We start from the raw sequence: 17,303 nt of genomic DNA, 5'->3' as shown, positions 1-17,303 counted from the left end.
TCCGAAAGAGGTCTTCCACGTGCCCGGCGAAATCAGCGGCTTCAACGTAGTCACCCCCGGCCAGCACACCCGGTGCGGCTGCAGCGGCCGCCGTCAGAAGCCGGCCACACTCGGCCAAACCCAGCGGCAATTCAGTGCGTACCGGGTCTGCCACGGCCAAGGCCGCCGCTTCCGGCGCAGCTTTATCCGGTACAGCTTCGTCCCCGTCAGATTCATCAGTGGGTTCAAACGGCTCGGGTTCATCCAGTTCGGGTTTATGAGGCGCGGGACTGCCGGGAACGACGCGAAGGCGACCGGCCAGACCGACGCGAGTGCCGCCGTCGTACGCCTCACGGCCACCGGCGAAACTGCTCCCCGCCCGCGTCAGCACGGCGGCAGAACCGCCGAACCCCGCAAGCTGTTGCCCAATGGCTTCCATAGGACAACTCTGCCAAACACCCCTGACAAAACCGCGAGCAAAAGCAGCTATGTGGATAAGAGGGTGAGCTGGCATTAAACGCCGCTGGCCGCCGCGTCCCCCAAGGATCGCGACGGCCAGCACGGCAACTTACTTGTAGCACGTCAGCGCTGGGCCCCTGTCACAAGGGAGCGCCGCGCCCTAACGGGCAGCCGCGCCAGCTACGGCTTTGATTCCGGTTCACCGCTGGAGGTGTCCAGGTAAAGCGTCTCGGGATGGGTGCTGTGGGCAGGGATGTGGCCACCGTCAAGGCCGGAAACCCCGGGGGCGCCGGAAGTAGTGCCCGAAACGCCAGGTGTCCCCCCGGCAGTATTTCCAGCCGTGCCGCTTGAGGCGTCCGCAGTAGTAGCGGCATCGGACGTGGACTTGCCGGATGCGGACGAGGAGTCACGGTGCATTGCGGAGCCAATGACGGTACTTGCGCGGCGGGCCGCTTCGGTCAGCTGGTCCGCAACTTCAGGGGCCTTCTCCTTGAAGGCCTCTGTTGCCACGGTCACCTTGTCCTGGACAGGCTTGCTGTCCCAGATGCCCGCAGCGCGTGCCTTGAGCTTGTCGTAGGCTGCCCGGCCGGACCGTGATCCGAGAACATACCCGGTGGCGATGCCGATACCTAAAAGAAGTTTGTTTTTCATGATGAACTCCTGCTCCCTGAGAAGGTTTCAGTTCCGGCCAGAGAGGCCGGGAGATAGGAAAACCGGCCAGGGGATGTTGTCCCAAGGCCGGTTTTCCTGGCTTGCCCGCTAGTTAGCGGCGCGCGCCGCGCTTGGTGATCATGCCGTACACCAGCAGCACGATCAGTGCGCCGCCGATGGCCAGCAGCCACGTCTGCAGGGAGAAGAACTCCTGCAGACCGGTGCCGAAGAGCATTCCGCCAATCCAGCCGCCGAGGAGTGCTCCAACGACGCCCAGAACAAGGGTGATGAGCCAGCCGCCACCCTGGTGGCCCGGAAGGATCGCCTTAGCGATCGCACCAGCAATAAGTCCGAGAATTAGAAATGCAATGAATCCCATTTTTTGTTCCTCTTCCTAAGTAAAGGAGGCCTCCGGATCCCGGAAGCACTTCATCCTTCTGTCTCAATAGTAATCATGCTTACTATCTATTTGCCAACCCCGGTTTTTAGAAAAAGCCCATTTCAGGGCCATTCAGTGGCCCGTGACGTCAGAATCGTTGCCCGCGTTGGGCCCCTCATCGAGGATCGATAACTCCGCTAGATCCTGCGCGTCCAGGGCGAAATCGAAGATGTCCAGGTTCTCCCGCATCCGCTCCGGATTGGATGTTTTGGGAACTGTCACAATTCCGTTCTGGACATGCCACCGAAGGACCAGTTGGCCGGGTGTTTTGCCATACTTTTCCCCCAGCTGGGACAGGATCGGGGCACTCAAGAGGCCGGCTCCGTCCCCTCCCAACGGGCTGTAGGACTGCGTCACAATCCCGTGCCGGTCATGGAACTCCCTTTCCGCTACGCGGGTGACTGCCGGATTCAGCTGAATCTGGTTAACAGCCGGCACTGTGTCCGTCTCGGCCATCAGCCGCTCCAAATGGGCGGGCTTGAAGTTGGAAACACCAATGGAACGCGCCTTGCCCTCCCCCTGCAGCCGCTCGAAGGTCCTCCAGGTGGACACATACTCGTCCCTCTGGGGCAGCGGCCAGTGGACCAGGAACAGGTCCACGTAGTCGAGCCCCAGCCGCTTCAACGCCCCTTCCAGCCCTTCCACGGCCCGGTCGTTGCCCTGGAACTGGCCATCGACCTTGGTGGTGATGAACACTTCGTCCCGGTCCACGCCACTGGCCCGGAGACCGTTGCCCACGCCTTGTTCATTCCCGTACTTAACGGCAGTATCGATGTGCCTGTAGCCGGCTTCCAGGGCTTGTACGACGGCGGTCGCCGCCTGGTCATCGTCCATGGGCCAGGTGCCGAGGCCCACTTGCGGGATGGAGTAGCCGTCATTGAGTTTGATCAGCGGTGCGAGTGTCATTGCAACAGTCTCTCCCTTATGTGGCGGCCGTCCTAGCCCCCGAACGCCTTCAGAATGTTTTCCGCGTTGTAGCTCAGGGCAACGCGTGCGTCATTGGAGACCTTGTCCGGGTTCTTCTGCTGGCTGAGGAAGTCCGTGAAGCGCTGCAGCGCCTGCCCGGCCTTGGCTGCGTCGCCGTCCTCAACGGCCTTGGCAGCCTGCCGGAGTCCCGCCGTCAGCTGGCTGGCCACCGGCCCCGCAACGTCTCCTGATTCGACCAGGTCTTCCAGAACGTGCTCCAGCGCTTTTACGCTGCCGGGGAGCCAGGCGGCGCGCAGGGGAACATTTGCGAAGTCCATGTCGGAGGCGAGGTAGAAGTCCGTATAGGCCGGCTGGTTATAAGCGGTGTTCTGCCGTGCAACTTCTGCACGGTACTGGGGATCCTGCATCAGGGTGTAGAGCTTGTGGTTGGTCACCTCGGTACTCAGGTACATGCGCAGGGCTGAACTGTCCGCAGTCCTCACCAGCAGTTCCTCCCGCCAGTCACCCACCACGTCCGCCACCAGGCTGGGGGTGCCCTTTGTGCCGTTGTTGGTGCGGGTGTCCGTAGCAGTGAGCAACCGCCCGCGCTTCCAGTCGTCAATGCTTGGGGTGTCATTTCCGGACCCGTTGATGAGCTGCGTGGTCATGTCCGCGGCCCACTTGATGCTCATGTTGGTGCCCGGGGTTTTGGTGGAGAGCTTGTCTCCATCGGCCGACTGCATGCCGATGGCCCAGTTCTCGATGCCGGGAACGGCAGGATCAACATCCCCGATCATCCCGCGGCCGGTGTCCTTGCCGGAGTAGGCGCCGAAGAGAACTTTCCCGGTGGCGGCGTCGCGCATGGCGTAGCCGTAGGGCGCATAGGTGCCGCCTTCGTGCACGCTGAAGATTTCCTTGCCCGGCCGTGCAGGATCGATGTCGGTGACGTGCATGGCATCGCCGTGGCCCAGGCGCGCTTCGGTGCCCGGGGTGGCGCTGCCGGCCGGCATGGTGTCGAAGGAGCTGTAGAGCAGCGAGCCGTCGTCGTCGATCGTTGCGGAGCCGTAAACAATTTCCTGCTTGCCGTCACCGTCAACGTCCGAGGCACTTAGTGAGTGGAAGCCCTGGGTGGTCAGCTTGCCGAACACGGGGTCGGTGCCGTCACGCCCGTGCGGGCCGTCATTGAACGGGTTGGTCATGGGCGTCCAGCCCGAGTCGATGTTCCACTCGGGGGAAAGGTTGGACCCGTCCCAGGTGTAGGCGGCAAGGGTGCTGCGCGTGTAGTAGCCGCGGGCGAACACGGCCGCGGGCTTCTTGCCGTCCAGGTAGGCGACTCCGGCGAGGAACCGGTCCACGCGGTTGCCCGGCTCAATGCGGGCCATGGCGTAATCGCCCCACATGAGGCCGTCGTCGTGCCTGCCGGGCTCATAGGCAACCGTCTTCAGTTCCTTGCCCGAGGCGCCTTCAAAGACAGTAAGGTACTCCGGGCCGGACAGGACAAAGCCCTCGAAGGCCCGCAGGTTGTTCTTGGTGTTGCGGGACGGCGCATAGACGTCCATGAAGTAGTCAGCGAGTGCCTTGGCGTCCGGTTCGCACAGCGGGTACTGGTACTTCGGCGCGATTCCGAACGCTTCCTCCAGCGTGGCGGGCCAGTTGCCGGCCTTCACTTCCGGGTGCTCACTCCAGCCCTGGAACATCGTCACCATGTGCTGGTAGTAGTCAGCGGCGCTCATCCGGTAGTCGTCGGAGTTGGAGTAGCCGGCAACGATGTCCGGCTGCAGGAGGGAGATGAAGCTTTCCGAAGCTACGCTGCCGTCGGCGTTGAAGTTGATGCTTTTGGTTCCCGGCGCCGTCTTCATCATCATCTCCGCGCGGCCGTCGCCGTCGAAGTCGTTGACCAGGAGTTGGGTGTAGTGGGCGCCGGAGCGGATGTTCACGCCGAGGTCGATGCGGTGGAGGAGGGTGCCGTCCGTCTTGTAGGTGTCAACATAGGTGTTCCCGGTGTAACCCACCTGGGAGACGTCCTTGGAGTTGTTCGGGTCCCATTTGACGACGAACTCGTACTGGCCGTCACCGTCCACGTCACCAATGGAGGCATCGTTCGCAGCGTAGGTGTATGCCTGACCCGTGGGGGTGACACCGTCGGCCGGCTTTTTGAGGGGGATGTCCGTGAAGTTGCCGCCCCAGGACGTGGCGCTTGGGCTCCGGTCCAGTTCAACGCCGCCGACGACGGCCCGCACCTGGTATTCCGACGCCGCGGTTCCAGCAGCGTCCTGGTAGTTGGTGCTGTCCGTGACGGTCGCCAGCTTCTCGCCGTCCCGGTAGACGTTGAAGTCCGTGCCGGTTAGGCCGGTGGCAGAGGATCCGGTGGCTTCGTGGCCAAGGAGGCGCCAGCTGAGGAACACTCCTTCCGACGTCTTGGCGGCCACCAGTCCGCGGTCCAGGTGGTCCAGCTGGATGCTGGGGGCGCCGGTCTTCGGGGAACGTTCGACGGCGGTGGCCGGGTTGGAGAGGCAGCCCAGGGCCAGGGCAACTCCCAGGGCACCTGCCGAAAGAAGGCGGGCGGGGTTCCTGCTCGGATTCATCAGTGAATCCTTTCAATTTTGTCGTGGGAAAACGCTTCCCCGATAACCTAGCGGCAGGGGTGTGCCCGAAACAAGCCTTGCGGCATGCCGGCAAAGAAGGTATTTAGAACGTTGTAAATTGAGCTGACCGGCTCAGGCGCCGCGGCGTGTCCAGGCGGTCAGCCGGTCACTCAGGTCCATAAACTCCCGGTTGACTACCTGCAGCCCGGGGTTGGCGTCGTACCAGCCCACGATTTCCCGGGCTCCGTCGGCGAAGGGGATGGTGGCGCAATAGTCCGGCACCAGGGACTTGATCTTGGCGTTGTCGAACACCACCGAGTGGGAGCGGTCGCCCAGCAGGTTGGGCCCGAGCTCGTCGCTGTGCGCGGCGATCGTTTCCGATGCAACGTGAACGAGTTCCGGCTCCGGGACACCTGCTGCCCGGGCGAACAGCCGATAGATCTGGTTCCAGGGCAGGTACTCATCGGAAGTGATGGTGTAGCTTTCGCCTACCGCCTGGGGCCGGCCCAGCAGCCCCACGAATGCCTTGGCGAAGTCCCTGCTGTGGGTCAATGTCCAGAGCGAGGTGCCGTCGCCGTGCACCATGACCGGCAGCCCAGTACGCATCCTGTGGATGTCCGTCCAGCCGCCCACCATGGCAATCTTGGTGCGGTCGTAGGTATGGGACGGGCGGACCACCGTGAGCGGAAAGTCCTGTTCCCGGTAGGCCTCGTAAAACAGTTCCTCACAGGCGATCTTGTCCCGGGAGTACTGCCAGAACGGGTTTTTCAGCGGTGTGGATTCGCGGATGGGCAGGCGCGTCGGAGGCTTCTGATAGGCGGACGCGGAACTGATGAACACGTACTGGCCGGTGCCGCCGGCAAACAGGTCGAGGCTGGCTTTGGCCTGGTCCGGCTTGTACGTGATGAAATCCGCAACGGTGTCGAACTCCCGCCCGGACAGCGCCTCCTGAACCGCTGAGACATCCCGGACGTCCGCGTGCAGAATCTCCACCCCAACCGGGACCGGCCTGGTGGACCGGCCCCGGTTGAGGATTGTGAGCCGGTGGCCCAGCGCGACGGCGCGTTGTGCCGCCGCGGCGCTGATCACCCCGGTGCCGCCAATGAATAGGATGCTTTTTGGCGCCACCGTTCCAGCCTCGCTGACAGGTGGGTTCACCACGCGTAGTCTTCCGGTGCGGTCCGGTGCCCGGGGAAGATGTCGTCGAGCCGCTTCAGCGCATCGGCGTCAAGGGCGACGTCTAAAGCGCGGACGGCGGCGTCGAGCTGTTCCTGGGTGCGCGGCCCCACGATTGGCGCCGTGACCGCGGGCTGGTGCAGCAGCCAGGCGAGGGCAATGTCGCCGGGCTCCTGGCCCAGGTCATCGGCAAAGTCCTCATACTGCTGGATCTGGTCCTGGTGCTTCTTGAGGGTCTCAGCTGCCCTGCCCTCGGTCCGCCGGACACCCTGCCGCTCTTTTTTCAGCACCCCGCCCAGGAGTCCGCCCTGCAGCGGGGACCAGGGGATGAGCCCGAGACCGTACTGCTGGGCCGCCGGAATAACCTCCAGTTCCACCTGGCGCATAAACAGGTTGTAAATGGACTGTTCGCTGACCAGGCCGGTGTAGTTGCGCCTCCGGGCAGCTTCCTGCGCCTGGGCGATGTGCCAGCCGGCGAAGTTGCTGCTGCCGGAGTAGAGGATTTTGCCCTGCTGCACCGCCACCTCGATGGCCTGCCAGATCTCGTCCCACGGGGTGTTCCGGTCGATATGGTGGAACTGGTAGATGTCAATGTAGTCCGTCTGCAGGCGTTTCAGGCTTGCATCCAGCGCACGCCGGATGTTCAGCGCAGAGAGCTTGGATTCATTGGGGCGGTCTGTCATGGTCCCGTAGAGCTTGGTGGCCAGCACCGTGTGGTCCCGGCGCTCGCCGCCCTTGGCGAACCAGCGGCCGATGATTTCCTCGGTCCAGCCCCGGTGCCCGGCTCCGCCGTACACGTTGGCGGTATCGAAGAAGTTGATTCCCTGGTCACGTGCGGAGTCCATGATGCTGTGGGCTTCGGCTTCCTTTGTCTGGGGGCCGAAGTTCATGGTTCCCAGGCAGAGCCGGGAGACTTTCAGGCCTGAGCGGCCCAGTTGGGTGTACTGCATTCGAAGTCCTTTCGGTGGTTGAGCCCGTCGAAACTACAGCTGTGTGAAGGAGGCGACGGCGGGATCGGACCCTTGGCGCGCTCCGGACTCCAGTGCCGTAATGGCGGAAAGTTCCTCGTCGGAAAGTGTGAGGGCGGACGCGGCGAAGTTTTCACGGATGCGTGACCCCTGGCTGGACTTAGGGATGACGATGTTTCCGGCCGCCAAGTGCCAGGCCAGCACCACCTGGGCGGCGGTGGCGTTGTGGTCATTTGCGATGGCGGTCACTGCGTTGCGGTTCAGATCCGCACCGCGGCCGAGGGGACTGTAAGCCTCCACTGCGATGCCAAGGCTCCGGCACTTGTCCCCCAGTTCCGCCTGCTGGTAGCTGGGGTGCAGCTCAACCTGGTTCACGGCCGGGACGATTTCCGCAGATTCCAGTAGCTCGTCCAGGTGCTCGGGCAGGAAGTTGGAGACCCCGATAGCGCGGATCTGGTTGTTCTCGTACAGCCGCTCCATCTCCTTCCAGGCCTGCACGTACAGGTTCTGCGACGGGACCGGCCAATGGATGAGGTACAGGTCCACATAGTCCAGGCCCAGTGCCTTGCGGCTGTTCTGGAATGCTTCCTGGGCCCGGTCCTGTTCGCCGTTGCGAAGTTTGGTGGTGATGAAGATGTCCTCGCGCGGGATGCCGGTGGCCGCGACTGCAGCTCCCACGCCGGCCTCGTTGCGGTAGGCGGCAGCGGTGTCGATGTGGCGGTATCCGGCCTCAAGGGCGTCCTCCACGGTCCGCTGGGTGTCTTCCGGCGGTACCTGGAAAACGCCGAAACCAAGTTGGGGGATGGTGACGCCGTTGTTCAGTGTCAGCTCTGACATGGGTGGCTCCTTGTATAGAGGCGGGGTAAAAGTGCGGGGGTGCCGTGGGCTCGACCGTGAGAAAGCGGTTTCCGCTTGGCTCGGTATTGAGCCTATGCACTTTTGACGGCTCTGTCAGTAAGCAAGGCTGTTCTTATTTTTCCTAGGACTGCCAGTCCTACCTTCGTTGTAGAACCGGGCGGACAGCGCGGGTCACAATGGTCTGCATGGGTCAAAGCGCCGAGTTCGGCAAATTTCTTAAAGCCATGCGTTCCCGGTTAACTCCCGAAGACGCCGGAACCAGTCGGTCCACAGGTGCCCGCAGGGTGCCCGGCCTTCGGCGGGAAGAGGTGGCAAGACTGGCGGGCGTCAGCACGGACTACTATGTCCGGTTGGAACAGGGCCGGAACATCCACCCTTCGCGCACCGTCCTGGACGCGGTGTCCCGGGCGCTCCGCCTCAGCAGCGGCGAGCAGGCCCACATGATGGATCTTTTGGAGCACTGCGCAGCCACGCCTCGGTCAACGGGGCAGGTGGCCCAAGGCGTTCGTCCGGCTCTGCGCCACCTCCTTGAGGCAGTGGGGGATGTTCCAGCCCTGGTGCTTGGCCGCCGCACCGACGTGCTCGCGGGTGCTCGTTTGGCCTTCCTGCTTTTCACCGACTTTCCTGCTCTTCCTGCGCTGGAACGGAACTTGACCCGCTGGCTCATCCTGGACCCCGCTGCCCGCGAGCTGTTCCGCGACTGGAAGACAGTGGCTGCCGAAGCCGCCGGCGCGCTCCGCCTGGATGTCGGCAGGCATCCCAACGACGCGCAGGCCAACCAGTTAGTGGGCGAACTGGCGGTGAACAGCGAGCATTTCCGGCAATGGTGGGCGGGGCACCGGGTGGCCACGCGGTCCGCGGGAATGGTCCGCCTGTATCATCCCGTCATCGGAGAACTCGAGCTGAACTTTGAAAACCTCGTCCTTCCGGAGGATCCGGACCAGACGCTCCGGATCTATTCCGCCCGGCCGGGGTCGCCGTCCGCCGATGCCCTGGCACTGCTGGGCAGCCTCGGTGCCGCCGGCGGCAGCGCAACAGGCCAGGACGGGCAGGCCAAAGCTGCGGCCGACGCTCCCGTAGCCGCCACCGAGGGCGGGGAGTAAGAGGGCGGAAGTAACCCGAACCTGCGCCCCTGTACTTTTGGCCAGCAGCAGCGACCAATTCTGGCCATGAGCCCATAGGGATCGTTCCCTGCCCTTCCTAGGCTGGGAAAACAAGCTCCCACCCAAGGATGGTCTCAACGATGAAACGCATCGCCCTGCTGAAGGAACGCCAAACTTCCGCCGCCACCGGCCCGCCCTCCACCGCCACGGGCTCCCACTGCCCGGCCTCCGGCCTTTGGAGCCCTGACCTCGACCCGCATACCGTGCTGTCCTTCTTCCAAGGACACGTTTTTCCGGCGTTCGACGGCGCTCCCACAGTCTGGCGGCGCCGTTCAGCAGGTACAGGCCCGGCTAATTAGCAGGGGCTGAACGCAGAACTGGCCCGCAGTCAGTGCCGCCCACTACGAGCGGCACTGACTGCGGGCCAGTTGGCTTTGACTTAGTGATCTTCGAGCCGGAAACCGAGCTTGATGGTCACCTGCCAGTCGGCGATCTTGCCCTCTTCCAGGTGACCCCGGATTTCCTTGACCTCAAACCAGTCAAGATTCCGGAGGGTCTGGGATGCCTTGGCTATTCCGTTCCGGACGGCGTCATCCACTCCCTGATCCGACGTGCCGACAATTTCAGAAATGCTGTATGTGTGGTTGGACAACTTCGCTCCTCGTGATTGCCTTGCGCACCCAGTTTGCGGGCCGTCCTTGAAGACTAATGGCACGCCAAGAACGTTGGCCAGTCCCCGGACGGGAACTGCAGCTCCCGGCCCTGACCCCTCGAGGGGATACTCACTGCGCTTCAAGCACCAGGTTCCTGAGGTCATCGAGGGTCTGCTGCATGTGCGCGTCCATGGCTTCACGTGCCCGTGATGCATCATGGGACTCCAGTGCCTCGGCGATGTTCTGGTGATGGCCTATAGCGTGTTCCTGGATCTCCGGCACCGCCGAGGTTTCTGCCCGCCGTTTTTCCAGCACACGGTGGAGCGGTTCGAACAACACGGCCACAAAAACGTTTTCGGAGGAATGCAGGATCAGGTCGTGGAAGGCCAAATCTGCCGCCACGAAAGCGGCAACATCGTTCACTCCGTGGGCGGCCCGCATTGCGGCCACGTGACTGTAGAGCGTCTGGATGTCGGCGTCGCTGATGCGTCCTGCCGCAAGTTCACAGGCGCCTGTCTCCAGCATGCGCCGCAGCTCGATGAGCTGGACGGACGCCTCTGCCTCGTTTTTGCCTTCGGAAGCGGCGCGCAGCACGGCTTCGAGTGATGTCCACCGGTTCAACGGATTGACGAAAGTGCCGCGGCCGCGCTCCACGCTGAGGATCTGCTGCGCCTCCAGGGTCTTCATCGCCTCGCGGACAGTCATGCGGCTGACGTCGTGCCTGGCGCTGAGTTCATGCTCGCCGGGGACGGTGGCACCGGGCGGAAAATCGCCTGCGATGATCCGGTCAAGGAGTTCATCAGCCACCTGGCCTACCAGCGACTTTCTTGCCATTGCTGCCCCCGTCGGTGTCTCCGTGGATATGTCAGACAAGTCTACTTGCGCGTCTTTATGTCCTGTGCCACACTGGCATTCAGATAGAAATGTCAGACATCTTACAGTTTTCACATCCGGATCCCTCCCGGATTCATACACAATGGAGTGCACTGTGACGCTTGAAGCAGACGTTCTTGCCCGCTACCCGGCCGAAGTCCGGATTCCCGCCGAACTGGTGGCCAGCACGCTGGCTGCCTCCAACGCCGAGACCCCGCGCGTCCTGGTAGTGCTCGACGACGACCCCACCGGTACGCAGTCCGTGGCAGATTTGCCCGTGCTCACCAGCTGGGACGTGGAGGACTTCATCTGGGCTTTTGGCCAGTCAAAACCCGCCGTTTACGTCCTCACCAACACCCGCAGCCTGGACCCAGCAGAGGCCGCGGCCCGCAATGAAGAAGTGGTCCGCAACGCCCTTGCCGCCGCCGGCTCGCCTGAAGGGCTGCGCCTCGGGTTCGTCAGCCGCAGCGATTCCACCCTTCGCGGCCACTATCCTCTGGAACCGGATGTCATTGCCGCTACGGTTGCCGATGTCAGCGGTGAAAAAACCGACGGCGTAGTGCTGGTCCCCGCCTTTCCCGACGCCGGGCGCGTCACCATCGGCGGTGTCCACTACATGCGCGGCACCGGCGGAGCCGGCGGCACTCTAACTCCTGTGTCGGAGACCGAGTTTGCCGAGGACGCCACGTTCGGCTTCACCACGTCCGTCATGGCGGACTACGTCGAAGAGAAGTCCCAAGGACGTTTCGCAGCGGACTCCGTGATCGTCCTGGACCTGAACACCATTCGCGCCGGTGCTGCAGCCCAGGACCCCGCCATCAGTGCCAACGCCATCGCCGATGCCATCGATGCGGCCACGGACTCCACTCCGATCGTGGCTGACATCGTCACCGAAAACGACCTCCGCGCCCTGTCCCTGGGTTTGGAAGAAGCCGAGCGGCGGGGCAAAAAGCTGCTCTACCGCGTGGGTCCGCCGTTTGGCCGCGCCCGGATCGGCCAGGAAATCCGCACCGAGCTGACTGCAGCGGAAGCCTACGCCGGCAACACTCCATCCGAAGCAGGCGGGCTCATCGTTGTCGGCTCCCACGTCGGCGTCACCACCCGCCAGCTCAAGGCACTCACCGAGCAGCACCGCGCGGCACGCATCGTGGAGATCGACGTCGAGAGGCTCCTTGGTGCCGAAACAGAAGCGGCCGCCCACCTGGACCTCACCGTGGACACCGTCGTCGAAGCCCTTCGCGAAGGTGACGTCATCGTCCACACCAGCCGCCTGCTGATCAAGACTGACGACCCCGCCGAGAGCCTTCGGATCGCCCGCACGGTGTCCGCCGCCGTCGTCGCCGTGGTCAACCGGACGCTGAAAATCTTCCCGCCCCGGTTCGTCATCGCCAAGGGCGGCATCACCTCCTCCGACGTTGCCGCGCACGGCCTGGAGATCCGCCACGCTATTGTCCGCGGGCCCATGCTTCCCGGCATCGTCTCGCTCTGGGAGCCGGTGGACGGCCCCGCCAAGGGCATCCCGTACATCGTCTTCGCCGGCAACGTGGGCGATGACCAGTCACTGGCCGACGTCACCCGCAAGCTCAGCAACACCTTCTAGTCCCCACGGCCCCCCCTAGCCTCGCAAGTCCGCACCGGCTCCCACCCCTCGCAAGCTCGGGGCGGGGCCCTCGCCGGTGCGGCTCCACGGCCAGGGAACCCTGTCCGCGTGGCCCCACCCGCCACTCGTCGTAATTCCCCCAGAATTCAATGGAGAACATCATGACCAGCAGCTACACCGTTACCGTCCTGGGCCTCGGCGCCATGGGACTGCCCATGGCCACCCGGATGGCCTCCCAGCTGACCGTGCACGGCTACGACATCGCCGAGCCGCGCCTGAAGCTGGCCGAGGAAGCGGGCATCACCACGTTCGCCACAGCCCGCGAAGCCGCCAAGGGCGCCGACGCCGTGCTCCTGGCGGTCCGCAACGGCGAACAGCTCAACGACGTCCTCTTCGGCGAGAACGGCGTCGCCTCCGTGCTGGAGCCCGGTGCCGTCGTCATCCTCGGCAGCACCGTGGGCACCGAGCCAATCCCCGGCACCGTGGCCAAGCTTGCCGAGTACGGCGTGGAGCTTGTTGACGCCCCGCTGTCCGGCGGACCCAAGCGCGCCGGAGAAGGCGACCTGCTGATCGTCGTGGGCGCTTCGCCTGAGGCCCGGGGGAAAGCAGCCCCGGCCCTGGAGTTGCTGGCTTCGACCCTGACCGTGGTGGGCGATAAGCCCGGCGACGGCCAGGCCCTGAAAACCGTCAACCAGCTGCTCTGCGGCGTCCATATCGCAGCTGCCGCCGAGGCCATGGCCCTCGCCGACGCCCTGGGACTTGACCAGGCCAAGACCCTGGCCGCCCTCGAAGCCGGTGCCGCTGGCTCGTTCATGCTGTCCAACCGCGGGCCCCGCATCCTCGAGGCGTACAACGAGGAAGGCGCGGAGGTGCTGTCCCGCCTGGACATCTTCGTCAAGGATATGGGCATCGTGGGCAAGGCCACCCGCGCTGCCGGGCTGGCAGCTCCGGTTGCAGCCGCTGCCGAGCAGCTCTACCTCCTGGGCCAGGCACAGGGCCTCGCCGCCGCTGATGACTCCGCCGTCATCAAGGTCGTCGCCCCCACCAAGCGCACCCAGTAACAAGCCACCTTCCCCCAAAACGTACGACGACGGCGGTCCCCCCTCCGCCGTCGTCGTACCCACCCAGCTCGCCAGGCTTAACTGGCGATGTCAAAGGAGACACACGATGAGCGCACTAGCTCTTCTGGCCATAGCAGCGGCGGGCGTCGCCCTGCTGCTCGTGGCCGTCATCAAGTTCAAAATCCCCGCTTTCCTTGCCCTCCTGGTGGTCAGCGTGGCAGTTGCCCTGGTGGCCGGCATTCCGCTGCCGGATGTCATCAAGACGGTTACTGAAGGCATGGGCGGAACCCTTGGATCCGTCGCCATCCTGGTTGGGCTCGGCGCCATGCTGGGCAAAATGATTGAGATTTCCGGCGGTGCGCAGGCCCTCGCCGGCAAGTTCACGCAGCTGCTCGGCCCCCGCCGGGTCATCGCGGCCCTGACCTCCGCAGCCTTCCTGTTGGCCATCCCAGTCTTCTTTGACGTCGGATTCATCATCCTCATCCCCATCATCTACGGATTTGCCAAGGCCGCCGGAGTCAACCCGGTCAAAATCGGCCTGCCCGTCGGCGGCATCATGCTGGCCATCCACGTTGTTGTCCCGCCGCACCCCGGCGTTGTTGGCGGCGCCGGAATCCTCGGCGCAGACATTGGCTGGACCACCATCATTGGCCTCGCCCTCTGCATTCCCGTGGGCGTCCTGGGCTACTTCGTTGCCCGCAGGCTCAACCGGCGTGACTTTGCCATGCTGCCCGCCACTGCCGAGCAGTTCAAGCTCTTTGGTACCGGTACATCACAGGTCGAGCAGGAAGCTGCCCAGGGCGCATCCAACGTTGCCGTCAAGAGCGAAGTCAAGACCGCTCCCAGCCCCGCCATGATCATCACCCTGATTGTCCTTCCGATCCTCATGATCATGGTGGGAACTGTGGGCGCTGTCATCCTGCCCAAGGAATCCTTCGCTTCCCAGCTGGCCGCGTTCATCGGCGCTCCGCTGATTGCACTCCTCACGGCCTTGGGCCTGGCGTACTACTTCCTGGGCATCCGCCGCGGTTGGTCCTCGCAGCACACCGGCGAGGTGATGGACTCCGCACTGGCTCCCACCGCGATCGTCATCCTGGTAACCGGCGCCGGCGGCGTCTTCGGCAAGGTGCTCACCGTCTCCGGCATCGGCAAGGCCCTCGCGGAAGGGCTGCAGACCGCCGGCCTCCCCGTCATCGTGATGGCCTTCGTCCTCGCGGCCATCCTCCGTGCATCCCAGGGGTCCGCCACGGTGGCCATCATCACCACTTCGGGCCTGCTGGCAGCATCCGTGGCCGGCGGCGGCTTCTCGCCCTTCCAGACAGCACTCATCCTGGTAGCCATGGGCTTCGGCGCACTTGGCCTGAGCCACGTCAATGACTCCGGCTTTTGGATCGTCACCCGTTTCCTTGGCCTCTCCGTGGCCGACGGCCTGAAGACCTGGACTGTGCTCACCACGGTCCTTGGCCTGGCAGGCTTCGTCCTCACGTTCCTGGTTTGGATCCTTGCCGGAGGCCTGACCGTCTGATGCGCACCCGACTCGACCACCTGGTCACCTCCGCCCTCCAGCAGGGCTCCGCCGTCCCGGCCTTCACCTGCTACGACTTCACCACCGCTTTGGCAGTGGTGGCCGCAGCCGAGGAATCGGGCCGGGGCGTCATCCTCCTCGTGGCTCCCAAGACCGCCGCCACGCCCAACGGACTGCGCCTCATTGGCGCCCTGCGTGGCCTCGCTGACGCGGCGTCCGTTCCGGTGTCCGTGCAGCTGGACCACGCAACTGACCTTCAGGTGATGGCCGACGCCGTGACGTCGGGGGCGGATTCCGTCCTCGCCGACGGTTCGTCCCTTCCTTACGAGGACAACATCGCACTGGTCGCTGCGGCCCGGGCCCTGTTGGGCCCTGACGTGGTGCTGGAAGCTGAACTGGGCGGCCTTGCGGGAGACGAGGACCGCGCCTTTGGCGCCGACCAGTCGGGTGTATCCGTGGCCGGGCTGACGGATTCCGCCCAAGTGGAGGATTTTGTATCCCGCACCGGCGCGCAGCTGCTGGCTGTCGCCGTCGGCAACGTTCACGGCAAGTACAAGGGGGAGCCGCAGCTGCGCTGGGACGTGCTTCAGGACATCGCAGTGCGGACGCACATTCCGCTGGTGCTGCACGGAGCCTCCGGGATCCCGGCGGCGGAACTGGTGAAGGCTGCGGCCATGAACGTTGGCAAGGTCAACTTCAATACCGAGCTTCGTACCGGTGTCCTCGCCACCTTGCAGGAGCAGCTGCCGGGACACCGCTCCGACGGCGAGAACCTCCAGGGGCTCCTGGGCCACTGGAGCCAGTCGGCGGGCAGCTTCGCTTCATCGGCGCTGGGCATGCTTTCCCGCTAGGCCGTAACTGACAGGAAGAAAGGGGCCGGGACCAGGCATTGGGGCCCGGCCCCCGGACGTTGCTGAAGGGTAAGCCGGGGCATTGCCAGCGGGGTGAAGTAGTGCCAGTGTCAAACCATGACCGAGAACACGATGTCCACCGAGGACCAGTTCACCCCCGATGTCTCACTGAGCCGCAACGACGCACACCACCGCTACGAGCTGCACGTGGGCGGCAAATTGGCCGTCCAATCCTTTTACCGCGACCTCCCCGGCCATATCGACTTCAGCCACACGGAGACGTCCCCGGAGTTCGAGGGCCAGGGCCTGGGCAAGGTCCTCGCCCATTTCGCGCTGGATGACGTGGTGGCAGCGGGAAAGCGGATCATCCCGCACTGCCCGTTCATCGCCGGCTACCTCCGCCGGCACGAGGGCTATGAGCAGTGCGTTGACTGGCCCGACAGCCCGGCCAGGAGCGGTTCCGGAGCCTGAAATCAGCCGGCGGGCCCCCGGCGAGTTACCAACAGATCATTCCTTCCTGCCAATTGTGCCCGGGCTGCGCGTTATGGCGCCGCAGTGTCGGGTACCTTTCCTGTGCGCGGTCTTGCAGAGGGCGCACGCTTTGAAAACGCGCGGCCCCTTGAGGCAGCGCGCACCGGAAGGAATCCTGGATGAATCACCAGGAACAACTGTTTGATGTGGCCGTCATCGGCGGCGGACCGGCCGGCCTTAGCGCCGGCGTTGCCTTGGCCAGGGCATTGCGGTCAGTAGTAGTGATTGACGCCGGCGGGCAAAGGAACCTCCCGGCGGAAGGCGTGCATGGTTTCCTCACCCGCGAGGGCATGAGCCCCCGGGAGCTCCTTGCTGCGGGGCGGGAAGAACTGGCGGACTACGGTGGTGAAGCCATCCCCGGGTTTGTTAAGTCTGCCAGGCGCGACGGCGACAACTTCGAGCTCTCACTCGAGGACGGGTCGACGTGCCGTGCCCGCCGGCTCCTGATTACCTCGGGGATTCAGGACGAGCTCCCCGAACTGCCTGGGGTGGCCGACCGCTGGGGCCGGGATGTCCTCTACTGCCCTTATTGCCACGGCTGGGAAATCCGGAACCAAAAGGTGGGGGTGCTGGCCTCCGATGACCACGCTGTCCTTCAGGCCCTGACCTTCCGGCAGTGGAGCGCGGACGTAACCCTCCTGCTCCACGGTCAACTGGTGCTCAGCCCGGGCCAATCGGAACAGCTGGCCGCACGGTCGGTCAAGGTGGTTGACGGCCGGGTCCGCGGGCTGGTGGTCCAGGACGACCGGCTCACGGCGGTCACGCTCGATGACGGATCAGCAGTACCGCTGGAAGTGCTGGTGGTCAGCCCGGCAACAGTCAGTAAGGCCAACATGCTCCAAGCCCTGGGGCTGGAGCCAGATGACCTGGAGGAGGGGCCGGGGACGCGCCTGCCGACCGACGAAGCGGGGCTGACATCCTGCCCGGGCGTCTGGGCGGCAGGCAATGCCACCGACGTTTCCGCCCAGGTCATGACGGCTGCTGCTGCCGGACTCAAGGCTGCCGCAGCAATCAATGCGGACCTGGTGCTGGAGGACACCCGGCTCGCGGTGGAGGCGGCAAGGAGCCCCGCCATCCGTTAAAGG

General features: G+C 64.4%; 17 protein-coding genes and 1 pseudogene. 8 read left to right on the top strand and 10 right to left on the bottom strand.

The genetic code is table 11. The annotated features are described in order from the left end of the window. The 8 genes and pseudogenes from AC5RVN_RS12415 to AC5RVN_RS12380 form a co-directional block, all read right to left on the bottom strand. Window positions 1–418: pseudogene (locus AC5RVN_RS12415) on the bottom strand (hypothetical protein); the annotation flags it as partial. Between the two features lie 200 nt (window positions 419–618). Then, the gene (locus AC5RVN_RS12410) at window positions 619–1,089 is read right to left on the bottom strand and encodes a YtxH domain-containing protein (RefSeq protein ID WP_494138112.1); all 471 of its coding nucleotides are present in this window, start codon (window positions 1,087–1,089) and stop codon (window positions 619–621) included. A gap of 112 nt (window positions 1,090–1,201) precedes the next feature. Further along, window positions 1,202–1,468 (bottom strand): GlsB/YeaQ/YmgE family stress response membrane protein, encoded by a 267-nt coding sequence (locus AC5RVN_RS12405; protein ID WP_494040503.1) that lies wholly within the window; start codon window positions 1,466–1,468, stop codon window positions 1,202–1,204. A gap of 132 nt (window positions 1,469–1,600) precedes the next feature. After that, window positions 1,601–2,434, bottom strand: a complete 834-nt coding sequence (locus AC5RVN_RS12400) for an aldo/keto reductase (RefSeq protein WP_494040504.1) — start codon at window positions 2,432–2,434, stop codon at window positions 1,601–1,603. A 32-nt stretch (window positions 2,435–2,466) separates the two neighbouring features. Then, the gene (locus AC5RVN_RS12395) at window positions 2,467–5,019 is read right to left on the bottom strand and encodes a rhamnogalacturonan lyase (protein WP_494138111.1); all 2,553 of its coding nucleotides are present in this window, start codon (window positions 5,017–5,019) and stop codon (window positions 2,467–2,469) included. Between the two features lie 132 nt (window positions 5,020–5,151). Further along, window positions 5,152–6,180 (bottom strand): NAD-dependent epimerase/dehydratase family protein, encoded by a 1,029-nt coding sequence (locus tag AC5RVN_RS12390; protein WP_494138110.1) that lies wholly within the window; start codon window positions 6,178–6,180, stop codon window positions 5,152–5,154. Continuing rightward, window positions 6,174–7,145, bottom strand: a complete 972-nt coding sequence (locus AC5RVN_RS12385; RefSeq protein WP_494138109.1) for an aldo/keto reductase — start codon at window positions 7,143–7,145, stop codon at window positions 6,174–6,176. The genes AC5RVN_RS12390 and AC5RVN_RS12385 overlap by 7 nt, the downstream gene beginning before the upstream one ends. Before the next feature lie 33 nt (window positions 7,146–7,178). Further along, window positions 7,179–8,000 carry an aldo/keto reductase gene (locus AC5RVN_RS12380; protein WP_494138108.1) on the bottom strand — a complete coding sequence of 274 codons (822 nt, stop codon included), beginning with the start codon at window positions 7,998–8,000 and terminating at the stop codon, window positions 7,179–7,181. A gap of 206 nt (window positions 8,001–8,206) precedes the next feature. On the opposite strand from AC5RVN_RS12380, the gene AC5RVN_RS12375 reads away from it, so the two are divergent. Then, window positions 8,207–9,124: a helix-turn-helix domain-containing protein gene (locus AC5RVN_RS12375; protein WP_494138107.1), complete on the top strand. Its 918-nt coding sequence runs from the start codon at window positions 8,207–8,209 to the stop codon at window positions 9,122–9,124. Between the two features lie 140 nt (window positions 9,125–9,264). Beyond that, window positions 9,265–9,483 carry a hypothetical protein gene (locus tag AC5RVN_RS12370; RefSeq protein WP_494106066.1) on the top strand — a complete coding sequence of 73 codons (219 nt, stop codon included), beginning with the start codon at window positions 9,265–9,267 and terminating at the stop codon, window positions 9,481–9,483. Between the two features lie 80 nt (window positions 9,484–9,563). Here AC5RVN_RS12370 and AC5RVN_RS12365 read toward each other — a convergent pair whose 3' ends face one another. Continuing rightward, window positions 9,564–9,776 carry a dodecin gene (locus AC5RVN_RS12365; protein ID WP_256249351.1) on the bottom strand — a complete coding sequence of 71 codons (213 nt, stop codon included), beginning with the start codon at window positions 9,774–9,776 and terminating at the stop codon, window positions 9,564–9,566. 130 nt (window positions 9,777–9,906) lie between these two features. Then, a complete protein-coding gene (locus tag AC5RVN_RS12360) occupies window positions 9,907–10,611 on the bottom strand; it encodes a FadR/GntR family transcriptional regulator (RefSeq protein WP_494040511.1) in 705 nt (234 codons plus the stop codon). Window positions 10,612–10,765: 154 nt separating this feature from the next. Between AC5RVN_RS12360 and AC5RVN_RS12355 the strand changes: the two genes are divergently transcribed. From AC5RVN_RS12355 to AC5RVN_RS12330, 6 genes are all read left to right on the top strand, one after another. Next, window positions 10,766–12,250 (top strand): four-carbon acid sugar kinase family protein, encoded by a 1,485-nt coding sequence (locus tag AC5RVN_RS12355; protein ID WP_494138106.1) that lies wholly within the window; start codon window positions 10,766–10,768, stop codon window positions 12,248–12,250. A gap of 161 nt (window positions 12,251–12,411) precedes the next feature. Then, a complete protein-coding gene (locus AC5RVN_RS12350) occupies window positions 12,412–13,311 on the top strand; it encodes an NAD(P)-dependent oxidoreductase (RefSeq protein ID WP_494106063.1) in 900 nt (299 codons plus the stop codon). Window positions 13,312–13,417: 106 nt separating this feature from the next. Further along, window positions 13,418–14,836 carry a GntP family transporter gene (locus AC5RVN_RS12345; protein WP_494106062.1) on the top strand — a complete coding sequence of 473 codons (1,419 nt, stop codon included), beginning with the start codon at window positions 13,418–13,420 and terminating at the stop codon, window positions 14,834–14,836. Further along, entirely contained in the window at window positions 14,836–15,687 is an 852-nt protein-coding gene (locus tag AC5RVN_RS12340; RefSeq protein ID WP_494106061.1) for a class II fructose-bisphosphate aldolase, read from the top strand. Before AC5RVN_RS12345 ends, AC5RVN_RS12340 begins: the two co-directional genes overlap by 1 nt. A gap of 117 nt (window positions 15,688–15,804) precedes the next feature. Then, window positions 15,805–16,158, top strand: a complete 354-nt coding sequence (locus AC5RVN_RS12335) for a GNAT family N-acetyltransferase (RefSeq protein ID WP_494040516.1) — start codon at window positions 15,805–15,807, stop codon at window positions 16,156–16,158. A 179-nt stretch (window positions 16,159–16,337) separates the two neighbouring features. Further along, complete coding sequence (locus AC5RVN_RS12330) at window positions 16,338–17,300, top strand: NAD(P)/FAD-dependent oxidoreductase (RefSeq protein ID WP_494106060.1); 963 nt, start codon at window positions 16,338–16,340, stop codon at window positions 17,298–17,300. The last annotated feature ends 3 nt before the right edge of the window (window positions 17,301–17,303 follow it).

This window comes from Arthrobacter sp. sptzw32 (assembly GCF_059089735.1).
The sequence above is the reverse complement of the archived record's forward strand: the minus strand, read 5'-3'. Positions and strand labels throughout refer to the sequence as shown.

Bases quoted from the DNA above. Each gene is read 5' to 3' on its own strand.
- AC5RVN_RS12410 (WP_494138112.1), bottom strand. From the start codon at position 1,089: ATGAAAAACAAACTTCTTTTAGGTATCGGCATCGCCACCGGGTATGTT.
- AC5RVN_RS12405 (WP_494040503.1), bottom strand. From the start codon at position 1,468: ATGGGATTCATTGCATTTCTAATTCTCGGACTTATTGCTGGTGCGATC.
- AC5RVN_RS12400 (WP_494040504.1), bottom strand. From the start codon at position 2,434: ATGACACTCGCACCGCTGATCAAACTCAATGACGGCTACTCCATCCCG.
- AC5RVN_RS12395 (WP_494138111.1), bottom strand. From the start codon at position 5,019: ATGAATCCGAGCAGGAACCCCGCCCGCCTTCTTTCGGCAGGTGCCCTG.
- AC5RVN_RS12385 (WP_494138109.1), bottom strand. From the start codon at position 7,145: ATGCAGTACACCCAACTGGGCCGCTCAGGCCTGAAAGTCTCCCGGCTC.
- AC5RVN_RS12380 (WP_494138108.1), bottom strand. From the start codon at position 8,000: ATGTCAGAGCTGACACTGAACAACGGCGTCACCATCCCCCAACTTGGT.
- AC5RVN_RS12375 (WP_494138107.1), top strand. From the start codon at position 8,207: ATGGGTCAAAGCGCCGAGTTCGGCAAATTTCTTAAAGCCATGCGTTCC.
- AC5RVN_RS12370 (WP_494106066.1), top strand. From the start codon at position 9,265: ATGAAACGCATCGCCCTGCTGAAGGAACGCCAAACTTCCGCCGCCACC.
- AC5RVN_RS12360 (WP_494040511.1), bottom strand. From the start codon at position 10,611: ATGGCAAGAAAGTCGCTGGTAGGCCAGGTGGCTGATGAACTCCTTGAC.
- AC5RVN_RS12350 (WP_494106063.1), top strand. From the start codon at position 12,412: ATGACCAGCAGCTACACCGTTACCGTCCTGGGCCTCGGCGCCATGGGA.
- AC5RVN_RS12345 (WP_494106062.1), top strand. From the start codon at position 13,418: ATGAGCGCACTAGCTCTTCTGGCCATAGCAGCGGCGGGCGTCGCCCTG.
- AC5RVN_RS12340 (WP_494106061.1), top strand. From the start codon at position 14,836: ATGCGCACCCGACTCGACCACCTGGTCACCTCCGCCCTCCAGCAGGGC.
- AC5RVN_RS12335 (WP_494040516.1), top strand. From the start codon at position 15,805: ATGACCGAGAACACGATGTCCACCGAGGACCAGTTCACCCCCGATGTC.
- AC5RVN_RS12330 (WP_494106060.1), top strand. From the start codon at position 16,338: ATGAATCACCAGGAACAACTGTTTGATGTGGCCGTCATCGGCGGCGGA.